A 19,475-nucleotide genomic window follows, 5' to 3' on the forward strand; every position below is an offset into this window, starting at 1 on the left:
AAATGGAAAAAACCTTTATACACATCGAATTTTGGCAGCTTGTCGGCTTTTTACTCTCCTTCCTCGGCATCTGTTTTACCTTCGGCAAAATGCTGCTGGCGCAATTTCGCGAGCAGCAGGACGAACGCCAAAAACAGCAGGAACGCCTGCAAGGAAAAGTCGAAATAATGGAAAACAAACTGGCGGAATTCAACGCCGGCCTGCCCCTGACCTATGTTTTGCGGGAAGACTACATCCGCAATCAGGTCGTCCTCGAAGCCAAGCTCGACAACGTCGCCGAAAAACTCACCGAAATCTACAAAATGGAAAGCGTAAAAAAATGATTAGCCAAGAATTGATTGCCAAACAACGCCGCGAGGGGATGCGTTGGAACATCATCAACACCCTTAATAAAGCCCGCCCGCATACCACCAGCGAGACCTTTCTTCTGGACATCATGAATGCGATTTACCCGCAGACCACCGCCACCGAACTGCGCCAGCAGCTCGACTACCTTGCCGACCGCAAAATGGTCGAGCTGAATAAAGCACCGCACGGCTTGTGGTTTGCCGACCTGACCAGTTTGGGTGTCGATATCGCGGAATACACGGTTGAATGCCGCGCCGGTATCGCCCGCCCCGAAAAAGTGTGGAGCTGATATGGCAAAACGCAGCGTCATCGACCAGCTCCCCGAAGCCGTCCGACACGAGTTCGAACGCAAGCTCGTCGAAAACGGCTTCGCCGACTATCAGGCATTGTCCGAATGGTTGCAGCAGCAGGGCTACGAAATCAGCCGCTCTGCCGCCCACCGCTACGGCCAAAAAGTGCAACGTCGTTTTTCCGCTATCAAATCCAGCACCGAAGCCGCGCGACTGATTGCCGAAGGCGCAGCCGATGAAGGCGATACCCGTAGCGAAGCATTGGTTGCAATGGTGCAGTCCGAATTATTTGAAGCCATGTTGGAAATTGGTGAAATGGAAGACTTATCGGCTGTAGACAGGTTTAGCATGGTTGCGAAATCGGCCAAAAATATCGCGACTCTAACATCAGCCAGTACACGTCTAAAAGAATATCAGGCAAAAGTTAAAGCCAAAGTCGCAGCCGCCGCCGAAAACGTGGCCAAGCAGGCAAAAAAAGGCGGGCTGTCCGACGCGGCTGCCGAAGCCATCCGCAAACAGATTTTAGGTATCGCATCATGACGACCAAAACCGAAGACCGCACGCCATCGGCATTGCTGTCTTACCAGCAGCGTTGGTGCGCCGATAACTCTCCCGTCAAACTCTGCGAAAAATCCCGACGCATCGGTCTGAGCTGGGGCGAGGCTGCCGATACCGCCTTACTTGCCGCCTCATCGGGCGGCATGGACGCATGGTACATAGGCTACAACAAAGACATGGCTTTAGAGTTTATCCGCGATTGTGCCAACTGGGCGAAATTCTACGGTTTGGCGGCGGGAGAAATCGAAGAGACTGAGGAGGTGTTCGTCGAGGGTGACGACAAAAAATCCGTCCTCGCCTTCGTCATCCGTTTCGCGTCCGGCTGGCGCGTTACCGCCTTATCCAGCCGCCCCTCAAACCTTCGCGGTAAGCAGGGGCGCGTCATCATCGATGAAGCGGCGTTCCACGAGCAGCTCTCCGAGCTGCTCAAAGCGGCAATGGCATTGCTGATGTGGGGCGGGCAGGTACACATCATCTCTACCCATGACGGTGTGGACAATCCGTTCAACGAGCTGATTACCGACATCCGTGCGGGCAAAAAGCCGTACTCCATCCACCGCATTACTTTCGACGAGGCCGTTTCAGACGGCCTCTACCGCCGCATCTGCCTGCGTTTGGGTAAAGAGTGGACGAAAGAGGGAGAGGAGGCATGGTGCAAAGAGATTCGTGATTTCTACGGCGACGATGCATCCGAAGAGTTGGACTGCATCCCTAAAAACGGCGGCGGCAAATGGCTCAACCGAGCCTTGATTGAGAGCCGTATGAGTCCTTATACGCCGGTTATCAGATACGACCAAAGCGATGAGTTCGGCCTCTTGCCCGAGCCGCGCCGCGCTGCCGAAGTCGCGGACTGGATCGCCGACACCCTGCAACCGCTGCTCGACGGTTTGGATAAAACCCGGGTTTCCTTTGTGGGTGAAGACTTTGCCCGCAGCGGCGACCGTACCGTCATCGTCCCTTTATTGCAGCAGCCTAATTTAAGCCTTAAGCCGCCGTTCGTATTGGAGTTGGGCAATATGCCGTTTGCTCAACAAGAGCAAATCATGAAACACCTGTTGCACGGCTTACCCAATCTGCGCGGAGCGGCATTGGACGCGCGCGGCAACGGTCAGTCAATCGCCGAAGCCATGCGCGACGAATTTGGCGCGGAGGTATGCGAGTCGGTCATGCTCTCGGAAAACTGGTACCGCACCCATACCGCTCCGTTCAAAGCCGCCCTCGAAGACGGCACGTTGGACGCAATCCCCAAAGACGAAGACATCCTGACCGACCTGCGCGCCTTCGAGCTGGTCAGAGGCGTGCCGCGCATCCCCGATGCACGCACCAAAGGTCAAGACGGCAAAAAACGCCACGGCGACGCGGCGATTGCCTTTGTCCTTGCCCATTACGCCAGCCGCGAGCTGAATACCGGACCGATACGCGTAGCCAGCCGCCGGATCCGCCGAAAAAGCGCATTAACCAAAGGTTATTGATATGAATGATAAAACCATCAAGAAAATTATTTTCACCCTGTGTTTACCCGTATTGGTGGCAATTACGCTTATTGCATCACTGCCTTTTACAGTATTGCTTGTAGCAAGATTCATAATTTTTCTATTGCTACTCGCTTCTTACCCTCTACTTCTGATACTGGCAAAACTGCTGCCTAAACATTGGAATCCGCACAGTCCTTTCAAGTTTATAAAAGATACGGCTCAATCATTGCCATATCTCTGGCGAAAAATATATGAATTGTGCTTACCTTTTTGATAGAAAGTTTTATTCATGCCCAAACCCCACCTCAAACTCAAAACCAGTCAAGGCATCATAACCTTCAAGCCGCAGGATCTATCTGCACATCTCGCCGTTTCCCGCCCGTTTTTCAGCGGTTTTAACGGCTGGCTGCCTAATCCCGACCCTGTTTTGCGCAAAATGGGCAGGCAAATCTCCGTTTACCGCGAGCTGATGCGCGACCCATTAGTCGGCTCGCTGGTTCGCCGCCGAAAAGCCGCTGTCGCCCGCCTCGAATGGCGGCTTGAGGGCGACGACACACCTAAAAATGTCCGGGATTTTGTCGATAGCTGGCTGGCTGAAACCGATGTTTACCGCCTGATTAAAGATGTTTTAAACGCTGTTTTTTACGGTTATCAACCCATCGAGCTGATTTGGCGTACAGATTCTGCATGGCTGCCTGAAAAAATCATTGCCAAGCCGCAAGAGTGGTTCGCCTTCAACGACGACGGCGAGTTGCGTTACATCCAAAACGGGCTGACCGATACCGTTCCCCCGCCTTATAAGTTTCTTTGCCCGACACATGAGGCAGATTATCTAAACCCATACGGCTTAGGCGATTTGGGCTTGGTTTTTTGGCTGGTCACCTTCAAACGCGGCGGCCTTAAATTTTGGATGCAGTTCACCGAGAAATACGGTGCGCCTTGGCTGATTGGTAAAGAGCCGCGTTCCAATACCCCGCAGGATACCGACAAGCTGCTAGACGCGCTCGAAGCTCTAATCGGCAACAGCGTCGGCACCATCCCCAACGATTCCAGTGTCGAAATCCACGAGGCAAGCGGCAAGGCATCATCTATTGATGCCTACGACAAGCTCATCCGTTATTGCCGCTCCGAAATCAGCATTGCTCTACTCGGACAAGACCAAACCACCGAAAAAGACAGTACCCACGCCAGCGCGACCGCTGGTTTGGAGGTAACGGACGACATCCGTGACGGCGATACCCGTATTGTTGAGGTGGCATTAAATCAGTTGATAAAGTGGGTGGTGGAGATTAATTTCGGAGACGTATCTGCGCCGAAATTCGTGCTGTTTGAAAACGAGAAGAGCGGCACAAAAGAGCGGGCCGAAAGAGATAAGATGATGGTGGATGCCGGTGCCAAGTTCACCAACCAATACTGGCAGCGCACATACGGCCTTGAGGACGGCGACTTGGCGGACGAAGTCCAACCAACCCAAGAGGGTAGATCTGCTGATTTTGCCGAGTTCGATTTGACGGATGCAGGTTTGGTCATCGACGGACTTGCACCCGATACAGGCATCCTGAATAAACAAGGCGAACGGCTGACTGCCGTTCTAGTGGCTGAATTAAGGCAGGGAGAAACCGCCGAGAACCTGCTTGACCGTCTGTCCGCCGCCTATCCGAATATGGACGATACCGCCTTACAAAACGAGTTGGCACGCCTGATTTTCCTTTCCGACTTGGTCGGCAGGATTGAAGTGGTACAGGAGCTTAAATCATGAACCCCCAAGATATTAAAGCCGTCTTCGGCATGACGCCGGAAGCCGCCGTCGCCTATCTAAAGCAAAAAGGCATTGCCGTATCTTGGGATTGGCAGGATATGTTGGACGACGCGCACGCCACTGCCTTTACGGTGGCCAAAACCGCCAAAATGGATGTACTCTCCGACATCTATTCCGCCGTCGTCGATGCCGCTGAACAAGGGCGGACGCTGGAAGAATTCAGCCGCGAACTCGCCCCCGTCTTGCAACGCAAAGGCTGGTGGGGCAGGCAGGAAGTTAAAAATCCCGAAGGCGAAACCCAAAGCGTACAGCTCGGCAGCCCCCACCGCCTTAAAACCATTTATCTGACCAATATGCAGTCAGCCTACATGGCGGGTCGCTACGCCGAAATGATGGACTCCATCGATACGCACCCTTATTGGCAGTACGTCGCCATCAACGACAGCCGCACCCGCGAAACCCACCGTATGATGCACAACCGTGTCTATGCCGCAGACGACCCTGTTTGGGATACCTTATATCCGCCGCTTGATTTCCGCTGTCGGTGCCGCGTCAAACCCCTGTCGCGCAGTGCGGGAGAAGGGCGCGTCCAACCTCGTCCGACGCTTGAAACCATTACCGTCAATATAGGTTCAAATCCCTATACCGGCGAGGAGCGTTACGCACAGCGTACCGGCATCCGTATCAATAACAAATTTATCGCACCAAATGCAGGCTTCAATGCCAACCAAGGCAAATCAATGCTATCCCGCATGGCGCAAATCGCCGTAGACAAAGCACAGGTAACCCATCCGGACATCGCCCGCATTGCCCTAAAAACTATGATGGGTAACGACAGATTCAAAAACGCCCTAACCCCCGAATCGTTGGCATGGGTGCGTGAATTATTGAGGGGATGACCATGCTTGAAATTAAATTAGACGCAGAGCGGCTCGACCACGGTTTAAGTACACTGCTCAACAACGCCACTAATACCCGCGCCATGATGCGGGGCATCGCCACCGAGTTGTTGTCCATGACCGAAGAAAACTTCGAATCCGAAGGTTGGGGCGGACAGCAATGGAAACAAAGCCGGCGCGCCGCAGACGAGGGAGGCAAGACCCTGCAAAAAAGCGGGCAACTCGCCGCCAGCCTGACCACACAGGTCGGCAGCAACTATGCCCGCATCGGCAGCAACAAAAAATATGCCGCCATCCATCACCTCGGCGGTCAAGCAGGGCGCGGCCACAAAACCAACCTCCCCGCGCGCCCCTACCTCCCCATCAACGGCAACAATGAACTCCAACCGGACGCCGAACGCCGAATCCTAGACATCGCCATCGCCGCACTCAAAAAAGGACTCTGACAACAAAAAACGGACGATAAAAAACCGTCCGTTTTTTGTTGCACTATTTGCAACTCTTTTTCACTTTTCCCATCCCGCCTCATCCCCCATCATCCCACTTCTTCCCATTTATCTCATCATTCCTATATATTTATCTCATTGGGTTTCAATCAAGCCAGAAAATCATCAAAAGGCCGTCTGAAACAGTTTTCAGACGGCCTTTCATCATAAACCCTTTATCTTAGCTTACCACTATTTATCATTAGCGCCCCAACTATATTTTATGGAATAATCGTCTTCATTTCATTCTTGGAGAAGCCGATGGAGACACGTTCGGGAAATTATGCAGCACCCCTGCTGGTCGTCGGCTGCGTCGTCTTCGGCTTGGGCAGTTTGATCGTCAAATTTGTCGATGTCGGCTCTTACGCCATCGCATTCTGGCGCTTGCTGATCGCCGCCCCTATATTCTTCCTACTCGGGCGTTTTTTCAGACAAAAAATGCCCACGAAAAGAAAAACGGTTGGCTACGCAATCTTATCCGGCGTTTTCCTCGCATTCGACCTCGCACTTTGGCACGAAAGCATTCACGCCGTAGGCCCCGGCATTTCCACCTTGCTCAACAGCCTGCAGATTTTCTTTTTAGCCGCCATCGGCTTCTTTTTTTATTCAGAACGTTTAAGCGCCCTGCAAATTTTAAGTTTGATATTGGCCACCATAGGCGTAGCCTTAATCGGCAGCCCAGAGTTCGGTCATAACGACAATGCCGCATGGGGATTTGTCAGCGGCGTAATGTCCGGTGCCATGCTGGCCCTGTCTATGGTCTTTGTACGCAAAACCCATGAGCAGGAAAAAGTCGGTTTGTTTCCGCTGATGATGATTTTAAGCTTCGGCGGCGCAATGGCGCTGGTCATCCCATCTCTACTATTCGATGCCGCCCATCTATACCCCAAAACTTTAAACGATGTGATTCTAGTCTCCATCTACGGCATCGTCATGCAATGCTTTGCTTGGGCATTAATTGCTTACGCCATCCCGCTTTTATCCTTGTCACTGACCGGCCTCCTACTGCTCTCCGAACCAGTCGCCGCCATGTTGATCGATTATTTCTGGCTGGATAAACCGATTAATACCGTCCAATGGAGCGGCGCCACTTTGACTTTATTGGCGATTTATTTAGGTTCGTTAAAAGACAAAAAATAGATACAAAAAGGCCGTCTGAAAAATTTCAGACGGCCTTTTAATCTGTTATTGCTTATTGGATACTGGTACCAATACGGCTGAGTTCGCCAAAGTTCATCCAAACGAAAAAGGCTTTACCGACGATTAGTTTGTCATCAACAAATCCCCAGTAACGAGAATCGGCGCTATTGTCGCGGTTGTCGCCCATCGCGAAATAACGGCCTTCAGGAACTTTACAGATAAAGCCATTACCGTCTTCTGCATATTCGCAATTTTCCAAACCGCTTGTTTCAAGCGAGTAATTGCTTTCAGGCATCACTTCGGAGATGTATTTGTTCAATACAGCAATAGATACGGAAGGTTGACCGGCCTCTTTGACCACATCAAAGTTTTTGCCGTTTAAGGCCGTATGAAAACGCTCAAGCGTATGAATCATAGACGGATCGGTATCATCTGCGTATTGATAATTGCCGTTTGGTTTTTCGGAAATAATTTCACCGTTAACAGTCAAAACCTTATCACGGTATTCCACAACGTCGCCCGGAATACCGACGATGCGCTTGATGTAATTCATCTCAGGCTGAAGTGGATAATTGAACACCACGACATCGCCTCTGGCAATGTTGCCGACAGGGATAATGACCTTATTCAAAATCGGCAGGCGGATACCGTAAGAAAATTTGTTCACCAAGATAAAATCGCCTTTTACCAAGCCCGGACGCATGGAGCTGGACGGAATTTGGAACGGCTCGGCAATAAAGCTGCGCAACACAAAGATAACCAAGATGATAGGGAAAAAGCCGCCCATATAGTCGGTAAAATGCGCATTGTCTTCGCCGGTCTCGCTTTTTTTCAGACGGCCTTTATGGATTGCCCAAACAATACCGGTGAACACGACAAACACCAGCAATACGGCGGTAAAGCTCATAAATTCGGACAAAATGCCGAATACGCCGACCATGCACAAGAGATAACTCCATTGCAGGCCGGAGCTCCATTCGCCGTTTTCCTGACGCTCTTTACTGCTTTTGAAGTTGAGGACCAAGCCGGCCAGCAGTACAACGATTGCGCCTAAAGTCAGATTTATACTCATTATTTATCACTCACTTGCAGAATCGCCAAGAACGCGCTTTGCGGGATTTCCACGTTGCCCACTTGTTTCATGCGGCGTTTGCCTGCTTTTTGTTTTTCAAGAAGTTTTTTCTTACGGGTAATATCGCCGCCGTAACATTTCGCCAAGACGTTTTTACGCAGGGCTTTGACGTTTTCGCGGGCGATAATCTGGCTGCCGATGGCGGCCTGTACGGCAATATCAAACATCTGGCGCGGAATCAGTTCACGCATTTTTGCTGCCAGCTCGCGACCGCGGTGAACGGCGCTTTGACGGTGGACAATCAGGCTCAGGGCATCGACTTTTTCGCCGTTGACCATAATGTCGAGCTTGATTAAATCAGACGGTTGGAACTCTTTGAAATGGTAGTCCAACGAAGCATAGCCGCGCGAAGTCGATTTAAGCTTATCGAAGAAGTCCATGACAACTTCGTTCATCGGCAAATCATAAGTCAGCATGACTTGGCGGCCCATGTATTGCATATTAACCTGAACGCCGCGCTTTTGGTTACACAAAGTCATGACGTTGCCGACATATTCCTGCGGCACAAGAATGGTTGCAGTGATAATCGGCTCAAGAATGGTTTCGATGGTGCTGATTTCAGGCAGTTTGGACGGGTTTTCAACTTCGATTTTCTCGCCGTTTTTCAACACGACTTCATAAACCACCGTCGGCGCGGTGGTAATCAAGTCCATGTCAAACTCGCGTTCCAAACGTTCCTGCACGATTTCCAAGTGCAGCAGACCCAAGAAGCCGCAACGGAAGCCGAAGCCCAATGCTTGGGAAACTTCAGGCTCAAATTTCAACGAAGCATCGTTCAGCTGCAATTTTTCCAGCGCATCGCGCAAAGCTTCGTAGTCGTGGCTTTCCACCGGATAAAGGCCTGCAAATACCTGGCTTTGTACTTCTTGGAAGCCGGGCAACGGCTCAGAGGCAGGGTTGGCAACCAAAGTAACCGTGTCGCCGACTTTCGCCTGTCCCAATTCTTTTACGCCGGTAATCAAAAAGCCTACTTCGCCGGCTTTGAGTTCTTGTTTTTGAACCGATTTCGGCGTGAATACGCCTAGCTGCTCAACCTGCGTTTCCGCCTTGGTGCTCATAAAGCGCACTTTGTCTTTCAGCTTGATGGTGCCGTTTTTCACTCGAATCAGCATGACCACGCCGACGTAGTTGTCAAACCACGAATCGACGATAACGGCTTGCAACGGCGCATTTTCATCGCCAGTCGGCGCAGGGATTTTGGCAACGATTTCTTCCAAAACATCTTCCACACCAATGCCGCTTTTGGCAGAACACTGCACCGCGCCAACGGCATCAATGCCGATAATGTCTTCAATTTCCTGCTCCACGCGCTCGGGTTCTGCAGCAGGCAAGTCGATTTTGTTCAAAACAGGCACAACTTCCACGCCCAAATCAATCGCGGTGTAGCAGTTCGCCACAGTTTGCGCTTCCACGCCTTGCGATGCGTCAACAACCAAAAGCGCGCCTTCGCAAGCCGACAGCGAACGGGATACTTCATAAGAGAAGTCGACGTGTCCCGGAGTATCAATCAGATTGAGCTGATACACCTGCCCATCGCGTGCTTTATAGTTGAGCGCGGCGGTTTGCGCTTTAATGGTAATGCCGCGCTCTTTTTCGATGTCCATGGAGTCGAGCACCTGCGTACTCATTTCGCGCAAATCCAAGCCGCCGCAGTATTGGATAAAACGGTCGGCAAGCGTCGATTTACCATGGTCGATGTGGGCAATAATGGAGAAATTCCGTATGTTTTTCATATTGTTATTAAGATAAATGCAATTAAAGTCGGAAAGGCCGTCTGAAAAAACAGGGATTCGGTTTTCAGACGGCCTTAGAATAAGGTTGAATCGTTCCGTATTCTAACGGAAATTCAACGTTTCTGCATGATTTTATAGCGATTTGACAATCTCGGTCACCATCTTCGCAGAGCTGACGGCCGCTGTTTTCAAAAACTCTTCAAAGCTGATGTCCGCTTTCTCATCTGCCGAATCGGATACGGCGCGAATAATCACAAACGGCACTTCCAACTGGTGACAAGTCTGCGCAATCGCCGCGGCTTCCATTTCCACTGCTTTTACGTCAGGGAAATGGCTGCGGATTTCCACAACACCTTCGCTACTGTGCACAAAACGGTCGCCACTGACGATCAAGCCTTGCGTTACGGACGTACCTTCAAACACTTGCGCCGCCTTTTCTGCTTGGCGAATCAAGTTCTCATCCGATGCAAACACAGCAGGAAGTTGCGGTACTTGCCCCCAAACATAACCAAAAGCCGTTACATCAACATCATGATGCGCCACAGTTTCGCCGATAACCACATCGCCAACCTTCAGGCCCTTGCCCAAACCGCCTGCACTGCCGGTATTAATAACACAATCCGGTGCAAACTGATGAATGACCCAAGAAGTCGAAACCGCTGCATTAACCTTACCGATACCGCTCAAAACCAATACCATGCGTTTTCCGGCCAACTCGCCTTCATACGCAGAGAATTTACCGAAGGACACATGCTTGACATTAGCCATGCTTTCACGCAAAAGCTCGATTTCCTGCTCCATTGCGCCGACCACGGCAATTGTTTGTACTGACATCTCGTTACCTTTCCATTCACTAATCGGGCAACATTATAACAGCAGAATTTAAAATCACAGGGATACTGAAAAATCTGCTATATTCCCAGAACGACACTCAATTTAAAACAGATTGACGCTCGAGCTGGCAAACAGCAAATAATGGTTGCTTCTGTTATAATTATTCTCAATGAAATAACTTAATATTAACTATCTGAATTCTTATGTTTGACGAAAATACTCCGGGTGCAAAAGAAGAATTGTTCGCTTGGCTACACCATATGAACACATACAAAGGCTCCGACCTTTTCATTACCACCAATTTCCCGCCAGCCATGAAAGTGGACGGCAAAATTACGCGACTGAGTGATGAGCCGTTGAGTGCTGAAAAATGTATGGAAATCGCTTTTTCGATTATGTCTTCCAAACAAATCGAAGAATTTTCTTCCACCAACGAATGCAACTTCGCCATCAGCCTGCCCGATACCAGCCGCTTCCGTGTCAATACCATGGTTCAACGCGGTGCAACTGCATTGGTGTTCCGCTCCATTACCAGCAATATACCTAAATTTGAAACGCTTAATCTGCCCCCTATTCTGAAAGACATCGCCCTCAGAAAACGCGGCCTGATTATTTTTGTCGGTGGTACAGGTTCGGGCAAGTCCACTTCTCTCGCCTCCCTTATCGACTATCGAAACGAAAACAGCTTCGACCACATTATCACCATCGAAGACCCGATTGAGTTTATCCACCAACACAAAAACTGCATCATCACCCAACGAGAAATCGGCGTAGATACCGAAAATTGGCCGATTGCGCTGAAAAACACCCTGCGCCAAGCACCGGATGTTATCTTGATTGGCGAAATCCGCGACCGCGAGACCATGGACTACGCTATTTCCTTCGCGGAAACCGGCCATTTGTGTATGGCGACACTACATGCCAACAATACCAACCAAGCGCTCGACCGCATCATCAACTTCTTCCCCGAAGAGCGCCGTACCCAGTTGCTGACAGACTTGTCGCTCAACCTGCAAGCCTTTATTTCACAAAGACTGATTCCCCGTGAAAGCGGACGGGGTCGTGTGGCGGCGGTCGAAGTTTTGCTCAATTCGCCGATTATTGCTGACTTGATTCAAAAAGGCGAAGTCCACAACATCAAAGAAATGATGAAAAAATCAACCGGCATGGGCATGATCACTTTTGACCAAGCCTTGTATGATTTGTATGAAAACGGCGATATCAGCTATAAAGACGCTATTAAAAATGCCGACTCCCCCCATGACTTGCGCCTAGACATTCAATTACGAAGCCGTCGTGCGCAAAATGCCGGTCCGGATTTAGAATTGATTTAACAGCTTCAAAGCATAGAAAAGGCCGTCTAAAACCTTACTACGAGTTTCAGACGGCCTTTATTCCATCAAATAATCAAGCCTGTTTCAGTTTTGCATCGGCATCACGCAATGCAGTACGCAGACCTTCCTCGATAACCGGATGGTAGAACGGCATATCCAGCATTTGCGGAATCGTCATCTTCATTTGATGCGCCCAAGCCATCAAGTGTGCCAAATGTTCGGCAGCAGGACCGACAACTTCCGCACCAATGAAACGGCCGGTCGCTTTCTCAGCATACAAACGCATATGGCCTTTGTTGACCAACATAACGCGGCTGCGGCCTTGATTTCGGAAGGAAATCTCGCCGATGACAAACTCATCAGGCTGATATTTCGCCGTAACTTGCGCGTATTTCAAGCCGATAGTGGCAATTTGCGGACTGGTGAATACCACGCCGATTACGCTACGGCGCAAACCGCCCTCAATATTCGGGAAAATAGCGGCATTGTGGCCGGCAATTTTGCCTTGGTCGGAAGCTTCATGCAGCAGAGGCAATTGATTGGACGCATCGCCTGCGATAAAGATATGCGGAATGCTGGTTTGCATGGTCAACGGATCGGCAACAGGCACGCCACGCGCATCTTTTTCGATATTCAGGTTTTCCAAACCGATATTGTCCACGTTCGGACGGCGACCGGCGGCAGCCAAAGCATATTCGGCATGGAACACACCTTTTTCGCCATCTTGTTCCCAATGAACTTCAACATTACCTTCTGCATCCAATTTGACTTCGGTTTTGGCATCCAAATGCAAAGTCAACTCTTCACCAAAAACGGTTTTGGCTTCTTCAGCGACAACAGGATCGGAAATACCGCCAATCGCACCGGCTACGCCAAAAATCTCAACTTTTACGCCCAAACGGTGCAAAGCCTGACCCAACTCTAAGCCGATTACGCCAGGGCCGAACACGGCCACACTCTTAGGCAAGGTATCCCAAGAAAAAACATCATCGTTCACAATCAAGCGATCGCCCAAAACTTCCCACTGTGGGAAAATCACAGGGCGCGAACCGGTGGCAATCACAAAACTTTTTGCAGTAATTTGAGTGTGGTCATCAATTTGGACGGTGTGTTCATCAACAAATTTTGCCGTACCCATAATACGCTTGTCGGCAGGCCACTCTTCTACATCGCTGACTACAAAACCGACAAAACGGTCGCGTTCGGACTTCACGCGGTGCATGACTTCTTCGCCGTTTACCGTTACGCTGTCTTTATCCAAATGTACGCCAAACGGATCGGTATGCAGAGCATGATGGCGCGCTTCCGCAGCCGCAATCAGCAATTTGGACGGCATGCAGCCGACACGTGCACAAGTTGTTCCGAATACATTGTTTTCAATCAGGTAAACATTGTCTGTATGAAGTCGGGCATTGCGAAATGCGCCCATACCGGCTGTACCGCCACCCAGTACTACCACATCTGCTTGAATCTTTTTCATATTTTATCCTTACTGTCTATATCCAAACCGATATTGCCATCAGGTTATCCGTTTTCAGACGGCCTAAACTTCATAAACTATCAAAATCTAAAAATTAATAGCCAATACCTAAATATCGATTTAAAACAATAATCTCAAATTCTACTTGTAAATATAGAGTTATTCAGAACGCCGATTTGCAAACGTCGTTTGAATAACTCTATATTTGGGTCTTTCAGACGGCCTTTTCAAGCCGTCTTAAGCATACAGGCAATTAGTTTTTAGCCAAGTAAGCTTCCAAGTCTTCGCTGCCGCCGATGTATTTGCCGCCGATGAATACTTGAGGAGCAGTCATCTTGCCGGTAATAGCGCGTACGGAAGTAACAGTTGCATCTTTGCCCAATACGATTTCTTCGTAAGACAAGCCTTTGTCTTGCAGAGCTTTTTTAGCTTTAGCACAGAATTGGCAGCCAGGTTTGGTGAAGATGGCAACAGACTCTTGAGCTTTCCAGTCAGGAGCAATGTATTTCAACATAGTGTCAGCGTCAGACACTTTGAAAGGATCGCCTGGTTCTTCAGGTTCGATAAACATTTTTTCAATCACGCCGTCGTTAACCAGCATGGAGTAACGCCAAGAGCGTTTACCGAAGCCCAAGTCTTCTTTGCCAACCAACATGCCCATGCCTTCAGTAAATTCACCGTTGCCATCAGGAATCATGTAGATGTTGTCAGCTTCTTCTTCAGCAGCCCAAGCGTTCATTACGAAAGTGTCGTTTACAGATACGCAGTAGATTGCGTCAACACCGTTTTCTTTGAACGCGCCAAACAATTCGTTGTAGCGTGGCAGATGAGAAGAAGAGCAAGTTGGAGTAAATGCGCCAGGCAGAGAGAACACGACTACTTTTTTGCCTTTGAACAAATCATCAGTAGAAACATCTTTCCAAGTGTCGCCAACGCGAGTGCGGAATACTACGGAAGGTACTTTTTGACCGGTACGATCTTGCAAAGCCATTTTTAAGCTCCTTAAAAATTCGGGTTTGAGAAATGAATCAATGCTTGCATTCTAATGCAGGCCTATCGATTTGTATAATTTATAGTTCAAATAATATTAATTACATTAAACTATCAATTCAATTAAACCGAAAACAGCTGTTTCTTTAAATGGAGGCCGTCTGAAATAAAACAAGTACCTGACTGAAATTATTTTTTAGGTAAGGGCTGAACGGGAGAATCCGAAGCCACAATTTCACCGATGGCTGTTTCCGCAATATCCTTCAAAACATAGCGGTCTTTATCCGGCATGTCTGTCGGTTTGTATTGAGGCGAGAAATCCAAACGGATACGGATTTTCTTCATAGAAACAATACGCCATAAAGACTGAAACAGGTTTACCTCCGCATAGGATGGCAGATCCGTCCGTTGTCCTTCGCCATCATAATATCGCAAAGTTACTGCCTGAATCGGCGCTTTCGCATCAATAGCCGATTGAAACAGGGCTGCTTTAAACGGCAAAATACCCAAGCCAGAAGAAGTGCGTGCCTCGGGAAAGAAACTGACATTTTGCCCTGCTTTCAATGCCGCACAAATCGCCTGATTAATCGGCTCGATATCACGGCGGGAATTGCGCTTAATAAACACCGTGCCGGCATTTTTACCCATTTTCCCCAAAACCGGCCAGCCGCTAATTTCCTGTTTCGCAATAAAACTGCTCGGATAAACGGCACTCATGGCAAAAATATCCAACCAAGACACATGATTGGCCACCACCAAAGTACCGCTCACATTTCCTTGCGGCGGTACGCCGATTTCCAATTCGATATCCAAAGCATCCAACGCACCTTTTCCCAAAACAACCACAGCGTGATTGCGTTCCTCTGCATTGTTGCCATCGATGGCACGCAAATCCCGACCGGTTCTGAATAACCAAGCTGCCAAACGGCAAAGTCTGCCCAGTCGTTTAAAAAAAGGAGCTTTTTGTTTAGACATAAAATTTCTTCTGTATTGTGTTCATTATTTTCAGACGGCCTCTGACATTTAAGGCCGTCTGAAACTATTTCTGGCAATTTGGACAATAAAATGTTCCACGCTGCCCCAAAGTTTCTTTAAAAATCAGCCCACCACATTGGACACAAGGCTCATTGTGACGGCTATAGACCGTATACTCCTGCTGAAAGTAGCCGCTTTTTCCATCGCTATTAACGAAGTCTCGCAGCGTACTGCCGCCGGTTTCAATCGCCCTTTGCAGAACCGCTTTAACGGTTTCCACCAATAATGCGCATTCTTTTTTGGTCAGCTTATTCGCCGGACGCAATGGCGAAATACCTGCCTTAAACAGACTTTCATTCGCATAAATATTGCCAACGCCAACCACCACCGCATTATCCATCAGCGCTAATTTAACTGCTCGCTTTTGGTTTTTCAATTTCTGATACAGGTAATTTGCATCAAAATCGTCCGAGAGCGGCTCCGGCCCCAGTTTTTCCAACAGCGGATGATGCTCGGCAATACCCTCATACCACAATACCGCACCAAATTTACGCGGATCGTGATAACGCAATACGGTACCGTCATCAAATACAAAATCCAAATGATCGTGTTTATCTGGTGTGGCGATACGCTCATCATCGGCGGTAAAAATCCGCAAACTGCCGGACATACCTAAATGAATAAGTAAAATACCTGTTTCAAAAGTAATAATCAAATACTTCGCACGACGGTTGCATGCCAAAATTTTGCGCTCGGCCAAAATTTGCGCCAAGTTTGGATGAATAGGCCATCTCAATTTAAACTGGCGAATAATGACTTTTTCTATCTTTTTGCCATCAATATGCGGCGCGATTCCGCGTAAAGTCGTTTCCACTTCAGGTAATTCAGGCATCATTAGTCTCCAAATTCATCATTATATATAGGCCGTCTGAAAACTATTCAGCCAAACGTGCCGTACTTAAAGCAACCGTATTGCCATCGAATGCAGATTCCAATTCAGGCAAAGGATGGACACCAATTAAATGTTTCGTTAAAACCACACCATAAACCGCCGCACATTGAGGCCACCACCTATCCCCCGCCTTTTCCATAAACCGCCAAAACCGCAAAGCAGATGGCGAATTCACAGCAGGCAGATAATCCATAAATTGCCCATATTCCATTTCGAAACCAATAGCGGCAATTTTTCGTTTCATCTCAGCCAGAGCCAAGCATTGAGATTTCATAGGTAGTCTTTTGCCATCAAACCACGAGCTTAATCCCCACAAAGATTTAGGGTTAAACCCCGTCAAAATCAACCTGCCCTCGGGTTTTAATATCCTAAATGCCTCTTGCAACACCAAATCGGCAGATGAAATTTCCAAAAGATGGGGCATCAATAATACATCCACAGAATGCGTTTCAAATGCCAACATTTCAGCATCCATCCGCACATCGCGCGGCACCACAATCATATTTTCAGACGGCCTTTGCCATATACCGCCTAATTGAACTGTCACTTGGCCATTCAAATATTGCAAATGCCGTCTGAAAAAATCCGCCTCTTTTTGTGCAAGATATTGTCCCATTGGCGTTTGCATAAAAAAAGTTTCCATTAAATGCCCCCTATGCATCCCGACTTGTGTGACAGAATTTTAACACCACGACCACATCATACAAGCAAATTCCCTGCTCGACTTGACGATTGAATGCTGAAACGATACCATCGAAAAGACGAAATTTTATTATATATTTGATAACTCTATTTACTATGGCAAAACTAAAAACCATCGCTCTGACCGTTTCAAGCCTGTCGGCAGTTTCCGCCACAGCCTACGCGCAAAACGCCACGCCCAACCAAGTCGGCATGGCCATGATGCGTCTCAACTCCTCCCTGCTCGACCAAGCCAAAGCACAAACCTTCGGCTCTGGTAGCTTGTGGGCATCGTTGCGTAAAGACTTCCGCATCAACGAAGTCAATACAGAACTGGTTCGCCGCCATGAAAACAAATTTGCTGCAAACAGTGCATATTTCGACCGCACCATCTCCCGCAGCAAACCTTATATGTACCATATTGCCAATGAAGTTAAAAAACGCAATATGCCTGCTGAAATCGCTTTGCTGCCTTTCATTGAAAGCGCATTCGTAACCAAAGCCAAATCACACGTCGGCGCATCCGGCCTGTGGCAATTTATGCCGGCTACTGGCCGCCACTTCGGCTTGGAAAAAACGCCTTTATATGACGGCCGCCACGACGTTTACGCCGCTACCGATGCCGCACTGAACTACCTGCAATACTTGCACGGTATGTTCGGCGACTGGTCTTTGGCCCTTGCCGCTTACAACTGGGGCGAAGGTAACGTCGGCCGCGCCGTAAACCGTGCCCGTGCGCAAGGTTTGGAGCCGACATACGAAAACCTGCGTATGCCGAATGAAACACGCAACTACGTTCCAAAACTTTTGGCCGTCCGCAACATCGTTGCCAACCCGCAAACTTTCGGCATGAATATCAGCGAAATCAGCAATCAACCGTATTTCAAATCTGTCAGCATCGACAAACCTATTGATAACAGCACAATCGCTCGCTTTGCAAACATCAGCGAAAGCGAACTGTTGGCACTCAACCCAGGTTTCAATGCCCCAGTATTTATCCCTAAAAACAACCGTCGTCTGTTGTTGCCAGTTTCTGCGGTTTCTGCATTTGAGAAAAACTACCGCAATGCCAATCCAGATACCCTGATGTCTTGGGATATTTATACCTCTTTGGGCAACAAAAAACTTAATGCCATTGCTAACGATACCGGCATGAGTGTAGCCGAACTCAAACGCCTCAATGGCCTGAGCGGCAGTGCCATTTCTGAAGGTCGCAGCATTTTGGTGGCTAAAAACTCAGCTACCCAAAGTCAAGACATTATTAACTTTATTGACAAAGACAATACTCCGGATACTTACCAATCCAATATGCCGGCCATGTCTCCGATTATTGCTTCCAACGTAGCAGAACCGGTTAAAGTCGCTCAAAATACCGTGACCAATATTGTTTCTCCTATTGTTCCACAGTCCAGCAAACCGGTTGACTTTATTGCACGCAGCAAAGCTGAAAACGTTACTTCCGTAGCGGTAACAGAAACCAAGGCGCAGCCTCAAGTTGCAAATGCGGATGTAGCCGCCCCTGTTGTAGCCATGCCCCATACTACTTCTGATCCTGCTGCTACAAATGTTGCAGAAGCACCCAAAGCAGCTATCCCTGCCGACTTGACTGCACCGACTGTTGCCGCAAACGATGTAGCCCCTGCTCTAGCAGTTGAATCTGTTGCTGCTGCGCCGGTTCAAGAAGAGCATGATGACCTGATGGCTTTGGTACAAAGCCGACCTGCGGAGGAACCTGCAGCGACTGTCGCTGAAGCAACTCCTGAAGCCAAACAAGTTCAAACTGTTGTCACTGCCGAAAGTGCTCGTGCCGCACGTATCGCAGCCAATACCGCTAAACAACAACGCCGCATCAATGCGCGTCTTGCCCGTGTAAACGGTCAACAAAACACACAAACTGCAGCACTTGAAGCAGGCACACACCGCGTGGCAGATGGCGATACGCTGTTTAACATCTCCAAACGTTACAACTTGAGCGTAGCTGATTTGATTATTGCCAACAACATCAAAGGCAACAATATCAAAAAAGGCCAAATCCTTCGGGTCACAGCTGCTCCTGCAAAAGTCCGCAGCAACCCGATTCAAAACGTTTCCTACACTGTACGCAAAGGCGATACTTTGAACACCATCGCCAACCGTTTCAATGTTGATGTTAATGATATCCGCCGTTGGAACCGCAATACCCGTACTGTGACTCCTGGTCAACGTTTGAAACTGATCGGTAGCTAATACTTGCTTCAAAACAAAGGCCGTCTGAAACATTCAGACGGCCTTTTCTTTATGATAAATAATAAATTCAATTTTTAAAAACAAAATAGCTATCTCTTCAAGCCATAAATATCTATGCAATAACTACCACATAGAAAAAAGAGTGTGCAAAAACACACTCTTTCTCAAACAGATTGCCATCAAA

General features: G+C 48.7%; 19 protein-coding genes. 11 read left to right on the plus strand and 8 right to left on the minus strand.

What is annotated here, in order from left to right:
- The first annotated feature begins 2 nt into the window (after positions 1–2).
- From O3660_RS01775 to O3660_RS01815, 9 genes are all read left to right on the plus strand, one after another.
- On the plus strand, positions 3–323 hold the full coding sequence (locus O3660_RS01775; RefSeq protein ID WP_013448349.1) for a hypothetical protein: 321 nt from the start codon (positions 3–5) through the stop codon (positions 321–323).
- Positions 320–637 (plus strand): hypothetical protein, encoded by a 318-nt coding sequence (locus tag O3660_RS01780; RefSeq protein ID WP_013448348.1) that lies wholly within the window; start codon positions 320–322, stop codon positions 635–637. Before O3660_RS01775 ends, O3660_RS01780 begins: the two co-directional genes overlap by 4 nt.
- 1 nt (position 638) lies before the next feature.
- Positions 639–1,178 carry a phage protein Gp27 family protein gene (locus tag O3660_RS01785; RefSeq protein ID WP_049351474.1) on the plus strand — a complete coding sequence of 180 codons (540 nt, stop codon included), beginning with the start codon at positions 639–641 and terminating at the stop codon, positions 1,176–1,178.
- The gene (locus O3660_RS01790; protein ID WP_371464482.1) at positions 1,175–2,668 is read left to right on the plus strand and encodes a terminase large subunit domain-containing protein; all 1,494 of its coding nucleotides are present in this window, start codon (positions 1,175–1,177) and stop codon (positions 2,666–2,668) included. Before O3660_RS01785 ends, O3660_RS01790 begins: the two co-directional genes overlap by 4 nt.
- A 1-nt stretch (position 2,669) precedes the next feature.
- A complete protein-coding gene (locus tag O3660_RS01795; protein WP_049351473.1) occupies positions 2,670–2,945 on the plus strand; it encodes a hypothetical protein in 276 nt (91 codons plus the stop codon).
- Between the two features lie 15 nt (positions 2,946–2,960).
- Positions 2,961–4,430 (plus strand): DUF935 family protein, encoded by a 1,470-nt coding sequence (locus O3660_RS01800; RefSeq protein ID WP_049351472.1) that lies wholly within the window; start codon positions 2,961–2,963, stop codon positions 4,428–4,430.
- Complete coding sequence (locus tag O3660_RS01805) at positions 4,427–5,329, plus strand: phage minor head protein (protein WP_049351471.1); 903 nt, start codon at positions 4,427–4,429, stop codon at positions 5,327–5,329. The genes O3660_RS01800 and O3660_RS01805 overlap by 4 nt, the downstream gene beginning before the upstream one ends.
- 2 nt (positions 5,330–5,331) lie before the next feature.
- Positions 5,332–5,775: a phage virion morphogenesis protein gene (locus tag O3660_RS01810; RefSeq protein ID WP_049351470.1), complete on the plus strand. Its 444-nt coding sequence runs from the start codon at positions 5,332–5,334 to the stop codon at positions 5,773–5,775.
- A 300-nt stretch (positions 5,776–6,075) separates the two neighbouring features.
- Positions 6,076–6,954, plus strand: coding sequence for a DMT family transporter (locus O3660_RS01815; RefSeq protein WP_049351469.1), 879 nt, complete (start codon positions 6,076–6,078; stop codon positions 6,952–6,954).
- A gap of 52 nt (positions 6,955–7,006) precedes the next feature.
- Here O3660_RS01815 and lepB read toward each other — a convergent pair whose 3' ends face one another.
- From lepB to O3660_RS01830, 3 genes are all read right to left on the minus strand, one after another.
- Positions 7,007–8,026 (minus strand): signal peptidase I, encoded by a 1,020-nt coding sequence (gene lepB, locus O3660_RS01820; protein WP_049351468.1) that lies wholly within the window; start codon positions 8,024–8,026, stop codon positions 7,007–7,009.
- Positions 8,026–9,819: a translation elongation factor 4 gene (lepA, locus tag O3660_RS01825; RefSeq protein WP_049351467.1), complete on the minus strand. Its 1,794-nt coding sequence runs from the start codon at positions 9,817–9,819 to the stop codon at positions 8,026–8,028. Before lepA ends, lepB begins: the two co-directional genes overlap by 1 nt.
- A gap of 132 nt (positions 9,820–9,951) precedes the next feature.
- Positions 9,952–10,653, minus strand: a complete 702-nt coding sequence (locus tag O3660_RS01830; protein WP_049351466.1) for a 5'-methylthioadenosine/adenosylhomocysteine nucleosidase — start codon at positions 10,651–10,653, stop codon at positions 9,952–9,954.
- A 203-nt stretch (positions 10,654–10,856) separates the two neighbouring features.
- Here O3660_RS01830 and O3660_RS01835 point away from each other — a divergent pair, with 203 nt between their 5' ends.
- A complete protein-coding gene (locus tag O3660_RS01835) occupies positions 10,857–11,987 on the plus strand; it encodes a PilT/PilU family type 4a pilus ATPase (RefSeq protein ID WP_049351465.1) in 1,131 nt (376 codons plus the stop codon).
- Between the two features lie 73 nt (positions 11,988–12,060).
- Here the strand turns inward: O3660_RS01835 and O3660_RS01840 are convergent, their stop codons facing one another.
- The 5 genes from O3660_RS01840 to O3660_RS01860 form a co-directional block, all read right to left on the minus strand.
- Positions 12,061–13,467 (minus strand): dihydrolipoyl dehydrogenase, encoded by a 1,407-nt coding sequence (locus tag O3660_RS01840; protein WP_049351464.1) that lies wholly within the window; start codon positions 13,465–13,467, stop codon positions 12,061–12,063.
- A gap of 253 nt (positions 13,468–13,720) precedes the next feature.
- Positions 13,721–14,458, minus strand: a complete 738-nt coding sequence (locus tag O3660_RS01845; protein ID WP_049348362.1) for a redoxin family protein — start codon at positions 14,456–14,458, stop codon at positions 13,721–13,723.
- Positions 14,459–14,646: 188 nt separating this feature from the next.
- Entirely contained in the window at positions 14,647–15,432 is a 786-nt protein-coding gene (locus O3660_RS01850; RefSeq protein ID WP_003685330.1) for a 1-acylglycerol-3-phosphate O-acyltransferase, read from the minus strand.
- Between the two features lie 64 nt (positions 15,433–15,496).
- A complete protein-coding gene (gene mutM / locus O3660_RS01855; protein ID WP_049328653.1) occupies positions 15,497–16,324 on the minus strand; it encodes a DNA-formamidopyrimidine glycosylase in 828 nt (275 codons plus the stop codon).
- 43 nt (positions 16,325–16,367) lie between these two features.
- The gene (locus O3660_RS01860; protein ID WP_049328599.1) at positions 16,368–17,027 is read right to left on the minus strand and encodes a class I SAM-dependent methyltransferase; all 660 of its coding nucleotides are present in this window, start codon (positions 17,025–17,027) and stop codon (positions 16,368–16,370) included.
- 155 nt (positions 17,028–17,182) lie between these two features.
- Here O3660_RS01860 and O3660_RS01865 point away from each other — a divergent pair, with 155 nt between their 5' ends.
- Entirely contained in the window at positions 17,183–19,291 is a 2,109-nt protein-coding gene (locus tag O3660_RS01865; RefSeq protein ID WP_049351463.1) for a LysM peptidoglycan-binding domain-containing protein, read from the plus strand.
- The last annotated feature ends 184 nt before the right edge of the window (positions 19,292–19,475 follow it).

The sequence above is a fragment of the Neisseria sp. 27098_8_139 genome, assembly GCF_041433195.1.
Taxonomy (GTDB): Bacteria; Pseudomonadota; Gammaproteobacteria; order Burkholderiales; family Neisseriaceae; genus Neisseria; species Neisseria subflava.

What these genes read in the sequence shown, in the direction of transcription:
- O3660_RS01775 (WP_013448349.1), top strand. Translation starts at nt 3, where the DNA reads ATGGAAAAAACCTTTATACACATCGAATTTTGGCAGCTTGTCGGCTTT.
- O3660_RS01780 (WP_013448348.1), top strand. Translation starts at nt 320, where the DNA reads ATGATTAGCCAAGAATTGATTGCCAAACAACGCCGCGAGGGGATGCGT.
- O3660_RS01785 (WP_049351474.1), top strand. Translation starts at nt 639, where the DNA reads ATGGCAAAACGCAGCGTCATCGACCAGCTCCCCGAAGCCGTCCGACAC.
- O3660_RS01790 (WP_371464482.1), top strand. Translation starts at nt 1,175, where the DNA reads ATGACGACCAAAACCGAAGACCGCACGCCATCGGCATTGCTGTCTTAC.
- O3660_RS01795 (WP_049351473.1), top strand. Translation starts at nt 2,670, where the DNA reads ATGAATGATAAAACCATCAAGAAAATTATTTTCACCCTGTGTTTACCC.
- O3660_RS01800 (WP_049351472.1), top strand. Translation starts at nt 2,961, where the DNA reads ATGCCCAAACCCCACCTCAAACTCAAAACCAGTCAAGGCATCATAACC.
- O3660_RS01805 (WP_049351471.1), top strand. Translation starts at nt 4,427, where the DNA reads ATGAACCCCCAAGATATTAAAGCCGTCTTCGGCATGACGCCGGAAGCC.
- O3660_RS01810 (WP_049351470.1), top strand. Translation starts at nt 5,332, where the DNA reads ATGCTTGAAATTAAATTAGACGCAGAGCGGCTCGACCACGGTTTAAGT.
- O3660_RS01815 (WP_049351469.1), top strand. Translation starts at nt 6,076, where the DNA reads ATGGAGACACGTTCGGGAAATTATGCAGCACCCCTGCTGGTCGTCGGC.
- lepB (WP_049351468.1), bottom strand. Translation starts at nt 8,026, where the DNA reads ATGAGTATAAATCTGACTTTAGGCGCAATCGTTGTACTGCTGGCCGGC.
- lepA (WP_049351467.1), bottom strand. Translation starts at nt 9,819, where the DNA reads ATGAAAAACATACGGAATTTCTCCATTATTGCCCACATCGACCATGGT.
- O3660_RS01830 (WP_049351466.1), bottom strand. Translation starts at nt 10,653, where the DNA reads ATGTCAGTACAAACAATTGCCGTGGTCGGCGCAATGGAGCAGGAAATC.
- O3660_RS01835 (WP_049351465.1), top strand. Translation starts at nt 10,857, where the DNA reads ATGTTTGACGAAAATACTCCGGGTGCAAAAGAAGAATTGTTCGCTTGG.
- O3660_RS01840 (WP_049351464.1), bottom strand. Translation starts at nt 13,467, where the DNA reads ATGAAAAAGATTCAAGCAGATGTGGTAGTACTGGGTGGCGGTACAGCC.
- O3660_RS01845 (WP_049348362.1), bottom strand. Translation starts at nt 14,458, where the DNA reads ATGGCTTTGCAAGATCGTACCGGTCAAAAAGTACCTTCCGTAGTATTC.
- O3660_RS01850 (WP_003685330.1), bottom strand. Translation starts at nt 15,432, where the DNA reads ATGTCTAAACAAAAAGCTCCTTTTTTTAAACGACTGGGCAGACTTTGC.
- mutM (WP_049328653.1), bottom strand. Translation starts at nt 16,324, where the DNA reads ATGCCTGAATTACCTGAAGTGGAAACGACTTTACGCGGAATCGCGCCG.
- O3660_RS01860 (WP_049328599.1), bottom strand. Translation starts at nt 17,027, where the DNA reads ATGGAAACTTTTTTTATGCAAACGCCAATGGGACAATATCTTGCACAA.
- O3660_RS01865 (WP_049351463.1), top strand. Translation starts at nt 17,183, where the DNA reads ATGGCAAAACTAAAAACCATCGCTCTGACCGTTTCAAGCCTGTCGGCA.